This window comes from Streptomyces sp. NPDC020958 (assembly GCF_055562175.1).
The window spans coordinates 63,263-76,205 of sequence record NZ_JBVHFU010000001.1; the positions used below are offsets into that span (position 1 = coordinate 63,263).

Consider the following 12,943-nt stretch of genomic DNA (forward strand, 5'->3'; position numbering starts at 1 on the left):
TTGACCGGTCAGGGCACCGACGCTTACGTTTCCCCAGGAGAAAGCGCTTGCTCCCGCACATCGGGGTGCGTGTGCGGCGCACTCGGGCGGAGGTTCGCGCCCGTCGTCGGTACACGCCCCGAGGAGTGCTGATCACGTCCATGCCCCGCTCGCCCCGCCCCCCAGCCCCCTTCGCCGGCCGGCGCATCCGGGCCGCCGTCATCGGCGCCGGCGCCATCGGGCGCGGTTCGCACCTGCCCGCGCTCGCGCAGCTGGCCGCGGAGGGCGAGACCGAGGTCGTCGCCGCCGTCGACATCGATGCCAGAGCCGTCGAGGCGATGTGTGCCGACGCGGGCATTCCGCACGCCTACACGGACCTGGACCGGATGCTCGCCGAGCAGCGGCCCGACCTGGTCACCATCGGCACCCCGCCGACCCTGCACCGGGACCAGACCGTCGCCGCGCTGCGGGCCGGTGCCTGGGTGTGGTGCGAGAAGCCGCCCGTCCCGTCCCTCGCCGACTTCGACGCGGTGGAGGCGGAGGAGGGTGTCGACGGGGGGCCGTACGCCTCGATCGTCTTCCAGCACCGGTTCGGCTCCGGCTCCACCCACGTGCGTCGGCTGCTGGCCGGGGGAGCGCTGGGCCGCCCGCTGGTCGCCCACTGCCAGACCACCTGGTACCGGGACACCGCTTACTACGCGGTGCCCTGGCGGGGCCGCTGGGCGACCGAGGGCGGCGGCCCGGCGATGGGCCACGGCATCCACCAGATGGACCTGCTGCTCGACCTGCTCGGGCCCTGGCAGGAGGTGCGCGGGATGGCCGGGCGGCTGGTGCACGACGTGGAGACCGAGGACGTCTCCACCGCGCTGGTGCGGTTCGTGAACGGCGCTCTGGCCACCGTGGTGAACAGCGTGCTCAGCCCCGACGAGACCAGCCGCATCCGGATCGACTGCGAGCGCGCCACCGTCGAGCTGACCCACCTGTACGGCCACAGCAACGCGAACTGGCGCATCACCCCGGCCCCCGGCGTCCGAGCCGAGGAGGCCGCGGCCTGGCAGGACTTCGGCCCCGACGTGCCCAGCTCGCACCTGGCCCAGCTGCGCGAGCTGGTCGCGAGCATGCGCGCGGCACGGCGACCGCGCAGCAGCGGCGCCGACGGGCGCACCAGCCTGGAGCTGATCACCGCGCTGTACAAGTCGGCGTTCACCGACACGACCGTACGTGCGGGCGAGATCGGTCCCGGAGATCCTTATTACACGGCCCTGCACGGGGGCGCCCCGGGCTGGGCGCCGGTCGAGCACGAGGAGGTGTCCGCGTGAGCGGCGAGCTGCGGATCACGCACACCCATGGTGACCGGGTCACCGTGACCGAGCCGGTGACCGGCGTGCCGCTCTTCGCGTACGTCTACCGGCCCGAGGCCGCCTGGGAGGCCCCGCGGCCCTACCTGCACCCGCTGCGCACCCTCGCCGGGGACGTCGTCACCGACTACCGCCCCAACGACCACCGCTGGCACAAGGGCCTCTCCCTGACCTCCTCGCACCTGTCCGGCGCGAACCTGTGGGGCGGCAACTCCTACGTCCACGGCCAGGGTTACCTCGCCATCCCGGAACGGGTCGGCTCGATGCGGCACGTCGGCTTCGACGAGCTGTCGTCCGACGGCGGCCGGCTCGTCATCGCGGAGCGGCTGACCTGGCATCCCCACGACGGGACGCTGTGGGCACAGGAGCGGCGGCGGATCGAGGTCCATGACGTCGACGCCGACTCCGGCTCCTGGGCGCTCACCTGGAGCAGCGCGATCACCAACCGCCGCGACGAGCCCCTGCTGTTCGGCAGCCCGACCACGGCGGGCCGGGAACAGGCGGGCTACACCGGCCTGTTCTGGCGCGGCCCGCGGGCCTTCCGGGACGGCCGGATCATCGGCCCGGACGGCGAGGGCCCGGGCCTCATGGGTTCCCAGTCCTCCTGGCTCGCCCTGTCCGGGGAACACGACGGCACCGACGGCCATGCCACCGTAATCTTCGAACACGCCCCGGAGAACGACCACTCGGGTGCGGACGGCGCCCATCCCGCGCACTGGTTCGTGCGCAACGACCCGTTCGCCGGCATCGCCCCCTCCTGGGCCTTCCACGACGAACTCGAACTGGCCCCCGGCGACACCCTGACGCGCCGCTACCGGGTGGTCGTCGCCGACGGTGCCTGGGAGCGCTCGGACATCGCCAAGTACCTGGAGGCGCATCCGTGGTGAGCGGCGGGGAGACCACGTTCACCGGGCTGCCCGGCGGGGTCGCGGTCTCCCGGCTGTGCGTGTACGACTGGCCCGCGGCCGACGGCCTGCGCGGCGGAACTCCCCATGTGCACCTGGCCTGTTCGGAGGCGTACGTCGTCACCGGCGGCCGGGGCGCGGTACAGACGCTCACCACCTCCGGGTACGAGGTCACGCCCCTCGTGCCCGGCACGGTCGCCTGGTTCACGCCCGGCACGATCCATCGCCTCGTCAACGAGGACGAACTGCGCATCACCGTCCTGATGCAGAACAGCGGCCTCCCGGAGGCCGGGGACGCGGTGCTGACGCTGCCGCCGGAGTACCTCACCGACCCGGAGACCTACGCGGCGGCGACCACCGTCCCGGCCGACGCGCCGGAGGCCGAGCGGGAGCGGATCGCCCGCGCTCGCCGTGACCTGGCCCTGGAGGGGTACCGGGCGCTGCGCGCGGCCACCGGCCCAGAGCCGCTGGCCGCCTTCCACCGGGCCGCCGCCGCGCTGGTACGGCCCCGGATCGCCGAGTGGTGCGAGCGCTGGCGGCGCGGGGCGCAGGCCGCCGCCACGGCCACGGGGGACCAGCTCGACCGGCTCGCGCGGGGCGACGCCGGCCACCTCTCCGATGCCGTCGTGCAGGCGGAACAGCCCTGTGAACAGGGACGGTTCGGCATGTGCGGCCGGCTCGACGTGTACCGGCAGGGGCGTTAGCGGACGGCTCAGGTCGCCGCGGGTCCCGCCACCGTCCATCCCGGGGCCTGCGGGTGGGCCGTCAGGTTCTCGTGGCGTACCGGGTCCCCGCAGGCCGCGCAGACGACGACCGGGGTCAGGTCCTTGCCGCAGCTGTGCTCGATCACCATGGGACGGTCGCCCTCCGCGTGGAGGTGGCGGTCGCCCCAGGCCATCAGGGTCATCAGGACGGGGTGCAGCTCCAGGCCGGCCGGTGTGGCCCGGTACTCGAAGCGCTGCGGGCGCTCGCTGTAGACGCGCTTGGTGAGGATTCCGGCGTCGACCAGGCGGCGCAGCCGGGTGGCCAGGATGTCGCGCGGGGCGCCGATGTTGCGGACCAGCTGGTCGAAGCGGCCGTTGCCCAGGAGCACCTCGCGCAGGACCAGCAGGGAGTACTTCTCGCCGACGAGCGCCAGGGTGTCGGCGATCGAACACGGGCGGGGGTCCTTGGGGGTGGCCATACACGTCAGTGTAGGGGCACTCCACGGGAGGGTTTGATTTTCCAACTCTGAGCGTTATGGTGAGTTCGGATTTCCTACTCACCGGTAATCGGTCCTGGCAATCGAGGTCCCCTGATGCGTGACGCAGTCATCGTCGAAGCCGTACGCACACCCGTCGGCAAGGGCAAGCCGAACGGCTCCCTGGCCCACGTGCACCCCGTGGAACTCCTGGCCCACACCCTGCGCACCCTCGTCGAGCGCTCGGGGGTCGACCCGGCCCTCATCGACGACGTGATCGGCGGCACCGTCGACCAGGTCGGCGAGCAGGCCATGAACACCACCCGGTACGCCGTCCTCTCGGCGGGCTTCCCGGAGACGGTCCCCGCGACCACCGTCGACCGCCAGTGCGGCTCCTCCCAGCAGGCGGTGCACTTCGCCGCGCAGGGGGTCATGTCCGGCGCCTACGACATCGTGGTGGCCTGCGGCGTGGAGTCGATGAGCCGGGTGCCGATGTGGTCCAACGTGCCGCCCGGCAAGGACCCCTTCGGGCCCGGGGTCGCCGCGCGCTACCCGGAGGGGCTGGTCCCGCAGGGCATCAGCGCCGAGCTCATCGCCGCCAAGTGGTCGATCGGGCGCGCCGAGATGGACGCGTTCGCGGTCTCCTCGCACGCGAAGGCGGCGGCCGCGTGGGAGGCCGGGCTGTTCGACGCCGAGGTGGCGCCGCTGGCGGGGGTGGGCCGTGACGAGTCCGTACGGCCCGGCACCACCGCGGAGATCCTGGCCGGGCTCAAGCCCGCCTACTACGACCCCGCCTTCGCCGAGCGCTTCCCGGCCATCGAGTGGAACGTCACGGCGGGCAACGCGAGTCCGATCAACGACGGGGCGTCCGCCGTGCTCGTCATGGCGGGGGAGACCGCGCAGCGGCTCGGGCTGCGGCCGCTGGCCCGGCTGCACGCGTTCGCCGTGACCGGCTCCGACCCCCTGCTGATGCTGACCGGCGTGATTCCGGCGACCGAGAAGGTGCTGCGCAGGGCCGGGCTGGGGCTCGGGGACATCGACCTCTTCGAGGTGAACGAGGCGTTCTCCAGCGTGGTGCTCGCCTGGCGGCAGGAGACCGGTGCCGATCTGGGCAAGGTGAACGTGCACGGCGGGGCCATCGCCCTGGGGCATCCGCTGGGGGCGAGCGGGACCCGGCTGACCACGACGCTGGTGCACGCGATGCGGGAGCGCGGCGCCCGCTTCGGATTGCAGACGATGTGTGAGGCGGGCGGGCTGGCGAACGCGATGATCCTGGAGGCGGTGCGTTAGGCCCGGGTGTCAAGTCCCGAATTCGAGTCACGTGACCGGGGTGGGGCGGCATGTCCCAAATGGAGGCATGAGGTCGCACGGAAACGGCGGCGGCCCACTCGCCTCACTCAAGGAGAACTCCCATGTCGCGTTTCACTCGCATCGCCGTCCTGACGGCTTCGACCGCGCTGGCCGCGGGCGGGGCACTGATCCCCACCAGCGCGTTCGCCGCCCCGGCGCACACCGGCGCCGTGAGCATGGCCCCCAGCCATCACCACCACGGAAACGGGGGCGGGGGCGCGGTCAACAATGTGCCGATCTTCAACAACGGAAACGGCGGGGGCGCCGTGAACAACGTGCCGATCTTCAACAACGGAGGCGGCGGGGGCTCCGTGAACAACATTCCCATCTTCAACAACTGAGCGGCGTCGTGCGACCGAGCCGGGCATCGTCTCGGCCGCACCTCGCTCTGTCAAGCCCCGAATTTCCGGAGCATGACCTGGGCCGCCCGTCCTGGCCCCATGGAAACACAAGCCTCATTCGCTCATCCGTTGAAGGAGAACCACCATGACCCGCACGCGTACCCGACGTCTGGCGATGTTCACCGCGACGACCGCCCTGGCCGCCGGCGGGGTGCTGCTGCCGACGAGCGCGTTCGCCGCCCCGGCGCACTCGGGTGGCGGCGGTCACTACGGCTACAGCCACTCCGGCGGGCACAGCCACTACGGCGACTCCGGTCACTACGGCCACTACGGCGACAGCGGGCGCCAGGAAGGCGGCCGTGGGAGCGGTCAGGGGGGCGGCAGCGTCATCATCATCAACAACAACATTCCCATCTTCAACAACATCGGCGTCGCCCCGGCCGGGAACACCCCCGCCAACGGCACCCAGTGAGCGGTACGGACCGCGCGCGGACGGGGGAACCCGTCCGCCTACCGCGGGCCGCGCAGGTGGTGGCGTTTCCGCCAGGCGACCACAGCGCCCGCCACCGCCGGGACGACGATGGCCGCCACCGAGATCAGGAACACCGGGGACGTCGGGGTGGAGGCGCGGGCGCCCGCCACCACGTAGGCGGCCACGTTCGGGATCGAGCCGAGGGCCGTTGCCAGCAGGAACGGGGCGTACCGCATGCGGGAGACGGCCGCGGCGTAGTTCGCGGCCCAGAACGGAACCCCGGGGAACAGGCGTACCGCCAGCATCGAACGGAAGCCGTGTCTGCTGAACTGGTTGTCCGCCGCCTTCAGCAGACGACCGCGCAGGAGCGGACGCAGGGCGTCCTGGCCGAGCATCCGGCCGAGCGCGAAGGAGATCCACGCGCCGAGGACGGTGCCGGCCATGGCGGCGCCCATGCCGAGGGCCGAGCCGAAGAGCGCGCCGGCCGCGAGGTTCAGGAAGGGCCGCGGCACGAACGCCACGGTGACCAGACCGTACGCCACGACGAAGATCACCAGGGCGGTGCCGCCCCGGGCCTGGGGCGGCCAGCCGTGGGTCATGAGCTTCTGCGGCTCGAAGAGCAGCACCGACGCCCCGCCCGCCGCGAGCAGGGCGACCAGCAGGGAGAGCCGTGACCACGGCGAGAGCAGCACTCTCGTGCAGCGGGTCGTGAAGCCCGGCGGAGGAACGGCGACGGCGTGCTCCGTGGCGGTGGCCCGGGGAGGGGCGGTGGCGGTGCCAGAGCGGTTGGCATCGAGCATCAGGCGACCCTAGCCGACGCGTGTGTGTGATCGCCGTACGGTCGCTGACTGTTGGACGGACCGGGGGCGCGGAAAACCGTTCGACGTGCGGCGACGCATCGGCAATGATCTGCGTCATGTTCCGGTACGCCTTCCTCGTCGCGGCGTCCGCAGTCGCGGACGCGCCGAAGGCTGCCGTCCTGTTCCTCACGGCCGCTGCCGACGGCGCCCGAAGCTGACCCTCCCCGGAACGTCCGGCGGACCCCGCAGGGGGAGGGTCGGCGAGTTCCCCGGGGTCCCCGCGTCTCGCGTCCGACGAGGCGTCTCTCCGTACCGAAGAGGCTTCGAGGTACAGCCATGCCCAAGACGGCGTACGTCCGCACCAAACCGCATCTCAACATCGGCACGATGGGCCATGTCGACCACGGCAAGACCACCCTGACCGCCGCCATCACCAAGGTCCTCGCCGAGCGCGGCACCGGCACCTTCGTGCCGTTCGACCGCATCGACCGGGCCCCGGAGGAGGCCGCCCGCGGCATCACCATCAACATCGCGCACGTCGAGTACGAGACGGACACCCGGCACTACGCCCATGTGGACATGCCGGGCCATGCCGACTACGTCAAGAACATGGTCACCGGAGCCGCGCAGCTGGACGGGGCGATCCTCGTCGTCTCCGCGCTCGACGGGATCATGCCGCAGACCGCCGAACACGTGCTGCTCGCCCGGCAGGTGGGCGTGGACCACGTGGTGGTGGCGCTGAACAAGGCGGACTCGGCCGACGAGGAACTGGTGGAACTCGTCGAGCTGGAGGTCCGCGAACTGCTCGGCGCGCACGGCTACGGCGGTGACTCGGTGCCCGTCGTGCGGGTCTCCGGGCTCAAGGCGCTGGAGGGAGACCCGCGTTGGACGGCCTCGATCGAGGCGCTGCTCGACGCGGTGGACACCTATGTGCCGATGCCGGAGCGGTACCTGGACGCGCCGTTCCTGCTGCCGGTGGAGAACGTGCTGACCATCACCGGACGCGGGACCGTGGTGACCGGGGCCGTCGAGCGGGGCACCGTACGGGTCGGGGACCGGGTCGAGGTGCTCGGCGCGGACGTCGAGACCGTCGTCACGGGTCTGGAGACCTTCGGGAAGCCGATGGACGAGGCGCAGGCCGGGGACAACGTGGCGCTGCTGCTGCGCGGGGTGCCGCGGGACGCGGTGCGGCGGGGGCACGTGGTCGCGGCGCCGGGGAGCGTGGTGCCGGCGCGGCGGTTCTCGGCGCGGGTGTACGTGCTGTCGGGGCGTGAAGGGGGTCGTACGACTCCGGTCTCGACGGGGTACCGGCCGCAGTTCTACATCCGTACGGCGGATGTGGTCGGGGACGTCGACCTCGGCGAGGTGGCTGTCGCCCGGCCCGGGGACACGGTGGAGATGACCGTGGAACTGGGGCGGGAGGTGCCGCTGGAGACGGGGCTGGGGTTCGCGATCCGGGAGGGGGGCCGGACCGTGGGGGCCGGGACGGTGACCGCTGTCCAGAGTTCGTAGGCGGTTGCGGTACGTGGGGGACTGCGCGGGCCGGCGGAGACCGGTCGCGCGGTTCCCCGCGCCCCCCCGGGCGGGCCCGCGCATCGCACAATGGAGAAGTGAACGATTCCATACCCGTCGTGCGTGTCACCGAGTACGGCACCGCCAAGTTGATGCCCGACGTCGATCGGGAGCGGGCCTGGTTGCTGACCGTGGACGGGGCGCCGCAGTCGTACGTCGACCTGGACGAACCGACGTATCTGGAGTTCGAGTACGCGCGGCGGCTCGGGTACGTGCTGGATGCCGTGGCCGAGGCCGGGGCGGCTCTCGACGTGCTGCACCTCGGCGGTGGCGCGCTCACCCTGCCCCGGTACGTGGCGGCGACCAGGGCCGGCTCCCGGCAGGACGTCGTGGACGCCGACCGGGGGCTGCTCGACCTCGTCACCGAGCATCTGCCGCTGGCGGACGACGCCGGGATCGCCCTGCACGCCGCCGACGCCCGGGGCTGGCTGGAAGGGGCGCCCGGGGATTCGGCCGACGTGATCATCGGCGATGTCTTCGGCGGCTCCCGGATCCCCGCGCACCTGACCTCGATGGGCTACGTGCGGGAGGCCGAGCGGGTGCTGCGCGCCGACGGGGTGTACCTGGCGAACCTCGCGGACTCCGCCCCCTTCGCCTTCCTGCGCTCCCAACTCGCCACGTTCTCAATGGTTTTCGAGGAACTGGCAGTGATCGCCGAGCCAGGGGTGCTGCGCGGCCGGCGGTTCGGGAACGCGGTGCTCATCGCCTCGCACCGGCCGATCGACGCCGGTGCGCTGGCCCGTCGCACGGCCGCCGACGCCTTCCCGGCGAGGGTCGAACACGGGCCCGCGCTCAGGGAGTTCGTGGGGGGCGCCCGGCCGGTCGGGGACGCGGACGCGGTGCCCTCACCCGAGCCCCCCGGCGGAGCGTTCGGCATCGGGTGAGGCGGTGGTGGGCTGCGCGGTCACCGGGATCGTACGGCGGGTGAGGTTGCGGACGTCCGGGACGAGCAGCACCGCGGCCGTGACGACGACGATCACGATCGCACAGCCCCACAACGCCGGGCCCAGGCCGAAGGCCTCCTCCGCGGGGCCCGCCAGCGCCGTCGCCAGCGGCAGCAGGGAGACCGAGCCGAACCAGTCGTACGCCGAGACCCGGGAGAGCTTCTCCTCGGGTATCTCCTGGTGCAACGCGGTCATCCAGGAGACGCCGAAGACCTCCACCGTGGTCCCGGCCGCGAACATCACCAGGTAGAGGACGCCCACCGGCACCGGTACCGCCAGGGCCGCGGAGGGCAGGGCCAGCGGGAAGACGCACAGCGTGCCGACGAACAGCAGCCGGCGGGGCTTCCAGCGGGTCATCAGGAGGGCGCCGGCCGCGGTGCCCGCGCCGAACGCGCCCAGGGCGAGACCCCAGGGCCCCGGGCCGCCGAGGCTGTCGCGGGCCACCAGCGGGCCGTAGACCGCGTCGGCGGCGCCGAGCACCGCGTTCGCGATCGAGAACTGGACGACGATGCCCCACAGCCAGGGGCGGCCCGTGAACTCACGCCACCCGTCCCGCAGGTCCGCCAGCATCCCGCCGCCCGGTGCCCGCGGCGGGACATGGCTGACGTCGAGGAACGAACGCAGCGTCCCGGCGACCGCGAACGCCGCCGCGTCCACCGCCAGCACCCAGCCGGGGCCCACCGCCGCCACCAGCGCGCCGCCGAGGGCCGCGCCGCCCAGGGCGGCCCCCTGCATCGCCATCCGGAACACGGCGAACGCCCGGCCCGCCTGCTCCCCGCTCACCGAGGACAGCAGCATCCCCTCCGCAGCCGGGCTGAAGAACGCCTGGCCGGTGCCGCCCAGCGCGGTGAGCAGCATCATCTGCCACAGCCGGGGCTCGCCCGCCAGGACCAGGGCGGCGAAGGCGCCCTGCGAGAGGAAGTTCAGGGCGTTGGCCGCGACCATCACACGATGGCGCGGGAAACGGTCCGCCACCGCGCCCCCGACGAGCAGGAACAGCACCAGGGGGAGGGTGCGGGCGGCGGCCACCAGGCCGACGTCCCCGGCGTCGCCGCCCGCGTCCAGCACCGCGAACGCGGCGGCGATCAGCGAGCCGTTGGCGCCCAGGCTCGTCACGATCGCCGCCGCGGTCAGCAGGCTGTAGTTGCGGCCGGCCCAGACGGGTGCCCGCAGGCGGGCGGGGTTGCCGGGGGAGTCGGAGGTGGAGGTCACCGCCCGACTATCCCCGGCCGGGACGGGGCTTGCCAAACCAATAGGCCGTCGTCAAGCCCGGGATCCGGTCAGCCCCCGGTCGGGGTGCCGTGCAGCCGGACCGTGCTGAGGATCTTCATGATCGTCGCTGTCGGGACCTCGCCGCTGACGCCCTTGGCGCCGTAGAAGTCCCAGGACACCAGGTCCCCGGCCGAGTTCTCGAACCCGAACGTGATCGCCTTGCCGTCACTCGCGCACTTGCCCTTGGCCGGGGTGTCGGTCGAGCGGGCCCAGGCGTAGGCGCCCTTGAGGCCCGACGCGGTGGTGTAGGCGGTGGCCTTCTTGTCGTAGCCGATGCTCTTCTTGTCCGGATACGTGTAGCCGCCGTACACCCACCAGGGGACCTCCCTGACGGCCGCGTCGCCCGGGGTCTTCGCGCCGCTCTCGCCCTTGGTGCCGACCGCCGCCAGGGCGGTGTCCTCGGTACGGCCGTCCTTGTCGTCGTCGCTGGTGCACCACTTCGACTTGTACTGGGCGGGAGCCGACATCGTGATGATCGGCTTGCCCGCCTTGTCCTCGAAGCCGACGGAGGTGCCCGAGGACAGCACCTCCCAGTCGGCGGGCACGTCGAAGGCCGTGCCCCACTTGGGGTTCACGACGGTCTTCCAGCCCGCGACCGTCGGCTTCTCGCCGGTGCCGTCGCCGCGCGGGTTGTCGTCGCCGGAGGAGGCCGAGGCGGACGCGGTCCCCGAAGGCGACTGGCTCGCCCCCTGGTTCTTGCCGCCGTCCGCCTTGTCGTCCTTCGTGCCGCCGAGCACCAGGAAACCGGTCACCCCGGCCGCCACCACGACGGCCGCGGCCGCGACGATCGCGACCACCTTGGTGCGGTTGCCCCCGCCCCCGCCCTGCGGTCCCCGCGGCGCGCCGGCGGGTCCCGGCGGACCCCACTGCGGCTGTCGGCCGTACCCGCCGGGCGGCGGCTGCTGCCCGTACCCGCCCGGCTGCGGATACTGCTGGTAGCCGGGCTGCTGGTACGGATTCGGCTGCTGGTAACCCGGTTGCTGGTACGGGTTGTTCTGCGGGTTCTGCTCGCCCCCTGGCGGCTGCTGTTCTGGCCACATGGCTGGTAACCCTAGTGCCGCCCGGCACACGGCACCGCCCCGGCTCTGGTCAGGGCGAGCTACCCGTGAGTAACATGCGGGTATGAGCACAGACCAGATGTCGATCGGCGAGATGCTCGCCGCCACGGTCCCGATGGTGCGGACCCTCAACCTGGAGTACCTGGAGACGACTCCGGAGCGGGCCGTGCTGTCGCTTCCGGACCAGGGCGAGTTCCACAACCACATCGGCGGCCCGCACGCCGGTGCGATGTTCACCCTCGCCGAGTCCGCCAGCGGAGCGGTCGTCCTCGCCGCCTTCGGCGACCAGCTCTCCCGGGCCGTGCCGCTCGCGGTCAGCGCCGAGATCGCCTACCGGAAGGTCGCCCTCGGCCCGGTCACGGCCACCGCCACCCTGGGCCGCCCGATCGCCGACGTCGTCGCGGAACTGGACGCGGGCGGGCGGCCGGAGTTCCCGGTCGCCGTCGCCATCACGCGCGAGGACGGCGCGGTCACGGGTGAGATGACGGTCGTCTGGACCCTGCGCCCCAACGGCTGACCCCGGCGTCGGACGCCGGACGGGGTGCGGGCCGCCGGGCCCGCACCCCGTCCTTCACGCGGGGCCGCTCAGGCTGCGCGGCGCTCTTCCCGCCCGGCCCCGTCCTCCTCCGCCAGACCCGCCACGAACTCCTTGAGCCACGCCGTGAACTCGGGCCCCAGATCGGGACGTTCGCAGGCCAGCCGGACCACCGTGCGCAGGTAGTCGCCCTTGTCCCCGGTGTCGTAGCGCAGTCCGTCGAAGACCACGCCGTGCACCGTCCCACCGACCGCCAACTCCTGGAGTGCGTCGGTCAGTTGGATCTCACCGCCCCGACCGGGCGCGGTCCGCTCCAGCACCTCGAAGACCTGCGGGTCGAGGACGTAGCGGCCGATGACCGCGTAATTGCTCGGGGCGTTCTCCAGGGACGGCTTCTCCACCAGTCCGGTCACCCTCACCACCCCGTCCTCGCCGGTGGCCTCGACGGCGGCGCAGCCGTAGAGGTGGACCTGCGAGGGGTCGACCTCCATCAGCGCCACGACACTGCCACGGAAGCGGTCGCGGACGTCCAGCATCCGGCTGAGCAGGGTTTCACGGGCGTCGATCAGGTCGTCGCCGAGGAGTACCGCGAAGGGCTGGTCGCCCACGTGGTGCCGGGCGCACAGCACCGCGTGGCCGAGACCGAGCGGGTCGCCCTGGCGGATGTGGTGGATGTCGGCGAGCCGGGCCGGGTCGCGTACCGCGTCCAGGCGGACGGTGTCGCCCTTGGCGGCCAGCGCCTGTTCCAGTTCGAAGGCGTTGTCGAAGTGGTCCTCGATGGCCCGCTTGTGCCGTCCGGTGACCATGAGGATGTCGTCCAGTCCGGCCTTCGCGGCCTCCTCGACGACGTACTGGATGGCCGGCTTGTCCACGACCGGCAGCATCTCCTTCGGTGTCGCCTTGGTGGCGGGCAGGAAGCGGGTGCCGAGCCCGGCGGCCGGGACCACGGCCTTGCGTACCGGCCGGGGGGACGCGGGGGCGGGGGAGGAGTGGGGGGCGATCATGCGGCACATCGTGGTGCACCGGGATGAGAGCGGGCCGAGAGAAACGTGTCAGAGGGCTGTGGAACGCCGGCCGCCGTCCGCTGCACCGGCGGACGCCGCGGAGTTGAAGATTTCGTGTCCCATCCGGTCCGTGGCGCACACAAGTTGAACCTGTGCGACCGCTGAATCCAATC

14 protein-coding genes are annotated in these 12,943 nt (G+C 72.5%); 9 read left to right on the top strand and 5 right to left on the bottom strand.

Features of this window, described 5'->3' with window-relative positions; genetic code table 11:
• Window positions 1-140 precede the first annotated feature (140 nt).
• The 3 genes from ACZ3KP_RS00330 to ACZ3KP_RS00340 are packed head-to-tail and all read left to right on the top strand — an operon-like array spanning window position 141 to window position 2,946.
• Window positions 141-1,298, top strand: coding sequence for a Gfo/Idh/MocA family protein (locus ACZ3KP_RS00330; protein ID WP_467495081.1), 1,158 nt, complete (start codon window positions 141-143; stop codon window positions 1,296-1,298).
• Complete coding sequence (locus tag ACZ3KP_RS00335; protein WP_467495083.1) at window positions 1,295-2,224, top strand: DUF6807 domain-containing protein; 930 nt, start codon at window positions 1,295-1,297, stop codon at window positions 2,222-2,224. The genes ACZ3KP_RS00330 and ACZ3KP_RS00335 overlap by 4 nt, the downstream gene beginning before the upstream one ends.
• Window positions 2,218-2,946 carry a cupin domain-containing protein gene (locus tag ACZ3KP_RS00340; protein ID WP_467495085.1) on the top strand — a complete coding sequence of 243 codons (729 nt, stop codon included), beginning with the start codon at window positions 2,218-2,220 and terminating at the stop codon, window positions 2,944-2,946. The genes ACZ3KP_RS00335 and ACZ3KP_RS00340 overlap by 7 nt, the downstream gene beginning before the upstream one ends.
• A gap of 8 nt (window positions 2,947-2,954) precedes the next feature.
• On the opposite strand, the gene ACZ3KP_RS00345 is transcribed toward ACZ3KP_RS00340, so the two are convergent.
• Window positions 2,955-3,425 carry a winged helix-turn-helix transcriptional regulator gene (locus ACZ3KP_RS00345; RefSeq protein ID WP_467495087.1) on the bottom strand — a complete coding sequence of 157 codons (471 nt, stop codon included), beginning with the start codon at window positions 3,423-3,425 and terminating at the stop codon, window positions 2,955-2,957.
• 114 nt (window positions 3,426-3,539) lie between these two features.
• Between ACZ3KP_RS00345 and ACZ3KP_RS00350 the strand changes: the two genes are divergently transcribed.
• The 3 genes from ACZ3KP_RS00350 (at window position 3,540) to ACZ3KP_RS00360 (ending at window position 5,585) form a co-directional block, all read left to right on the top strand.
• Window positions 3,540-4,712 carry a thiolase family protein gene (locus ACZ3KP_RS00350; protein ID WP_467495089.1) on the top strand — a complete coding sequence of 391 codons (1,173 nt, stop codon included), beginning with the start codon at window positions 3,540-3,542 and terminating at the stop codon, window positions 4,710-4,712.
• A 122-nt stretch (window positions 4,713-4,834) separates the two neighbouring features.
• Complete coding sequence (locus ACZ3KP_RS00355; protein ID WP_467495091.1) at window positions 4,835-5,113, top strand: hypothetical protein; 279 nt, start codon at window positions 4,835-4,837, stop codon at window positions 5,111-5,113.
• Window positions 5,114-5,258: 145 nt separating this feature from the next.
• On the top strand, window positions 5,259-5,585 hold the full coding sequence (locus ACZ3KP_RS00360) for a hypothetical protein (RefSeq protein WP_358984951.1): 327 nt from the start codon (window positions 5,259-5,261) through the stop codon (window positions 5,583-5,585).
• Window positions 5,586-5,623: 38 nt separating this feature from the next.
• Here ACZ3KP_RS00360 and ACZ3KP_RS00365 read toward each other — a convergent pair whose 3' ends face one another.
• Window positions 5,624-6,385 (bottom strand): TVP38/TMEM64 family protein, encoded by a 762-nt coding sequence (locus ACZ3KP_RS00365; RefSeq protein ID WP_467495094.1) that lies wholly within the window; start codon window positions 6,383-6,385, stop codon window positions 5,624-5,626.
• A 336-nt stretch (window positions 6,386-6,721) separates the two neighbouring features.
• On the opposite strand from ACZ3KP_RS00365, the gene tuf reads away from it, so the two are divergent.
• Both tuf and ACZ3KP_RS00375 read left to right on the top strand, forming a co-directional pair.
• The gene (gene tuf, locus ACZ3KP_RS00370; RefSeq protein ID WP_360565517.1) at window positions 6,722-7,897 is read left to right on the top strand and encodes an elongation factor Tu; all 1,176 of its coding nucleotides are present in this window, start codon (window positions 6,722-6,724) and stop codon (window positions 7,895-7,897) included.
• A 98-nt stretch (window positions 7,898-7,995) separates the two neighbouring features.
• A complete protein-coding gene (locus tag ACZ3KP_RS00375) occupies window positions 7,996-8,841 on the top strand; it encodes a spermidine synthase (protein WP_467495097.1) in 846 nt (281 codons plus the stop codon).
• Here ACZ3KP_RS00375 and ACZ3KP_RS00380 read toward each other — a convergent pair.
• A complete protein-coding gene (locus ACZ3KP_RS00380) occupies window positions 8,803-10,113 on the bottom strand; it encodes an MFS transporter (protein WP_467495099.1) in 1,311 nt (436 codons plus the stop codon). The two genes, ACZ3KP_RS00375 and ACZ3KP_RS00380, sit on opposite strands and share 39 nt — an antisense overlap.
• 68 nt (window positions 10,114-10,181) lie before the next feature.
• Window positions 10,182-11,213: a DUF8017 domain-containing protein gene (locus ACZ3KP_RS00385; protein WP_467495101.1), complete on the bottom strand. Its 1,032-nt coding sequence runs from the start codon at window positions 11,211-11,213 to the stop codon at window positions 10,182-10,184.
• Window positions 11,214-11,310: 97 nt separating this feature from the next.
• Between ACZ3KP_RS00385 and ACZ3KP_RS00390 the strand changes: the two genes are divergently transcribed.
• The gene (locus tag ACZ3KP_RS00390; RefSeq protein ID WP_467496718.1) at window positions 11,311-11,748 is read left to right on the top strand and encodes a DUF4442 domain-containing protein; all 438 of its coding nucleotides are present in this window, start codon (window positions 11,311-11,313) and stop codon (window positions 11,746-11,748) included.
• A 68-nt stretch (window positions 11,749-11,816) separates the two neighbouring features.
• Here the strand turns inward: ACZ3KP_RS00390 and galU are convergent, their stop codons facing one another.
• Window positions 11,817-12,770 carry a UTP--glucose-1-phosphate uridylyltransferase GalU gene (gene galU / locus ACZ3KP_RS00395; RefSeq protein WP_358983207.1) on the bottom strand — a complete coding sequence of 318 codons (954 nt, stop codon included), beginning with the start codon at window positions 12,768-12,770 and terminating at the stop codon, window positions 11,817-11,819.
• Window positions 12,771-12,943 lie beyond the last annotated feature (173 nt).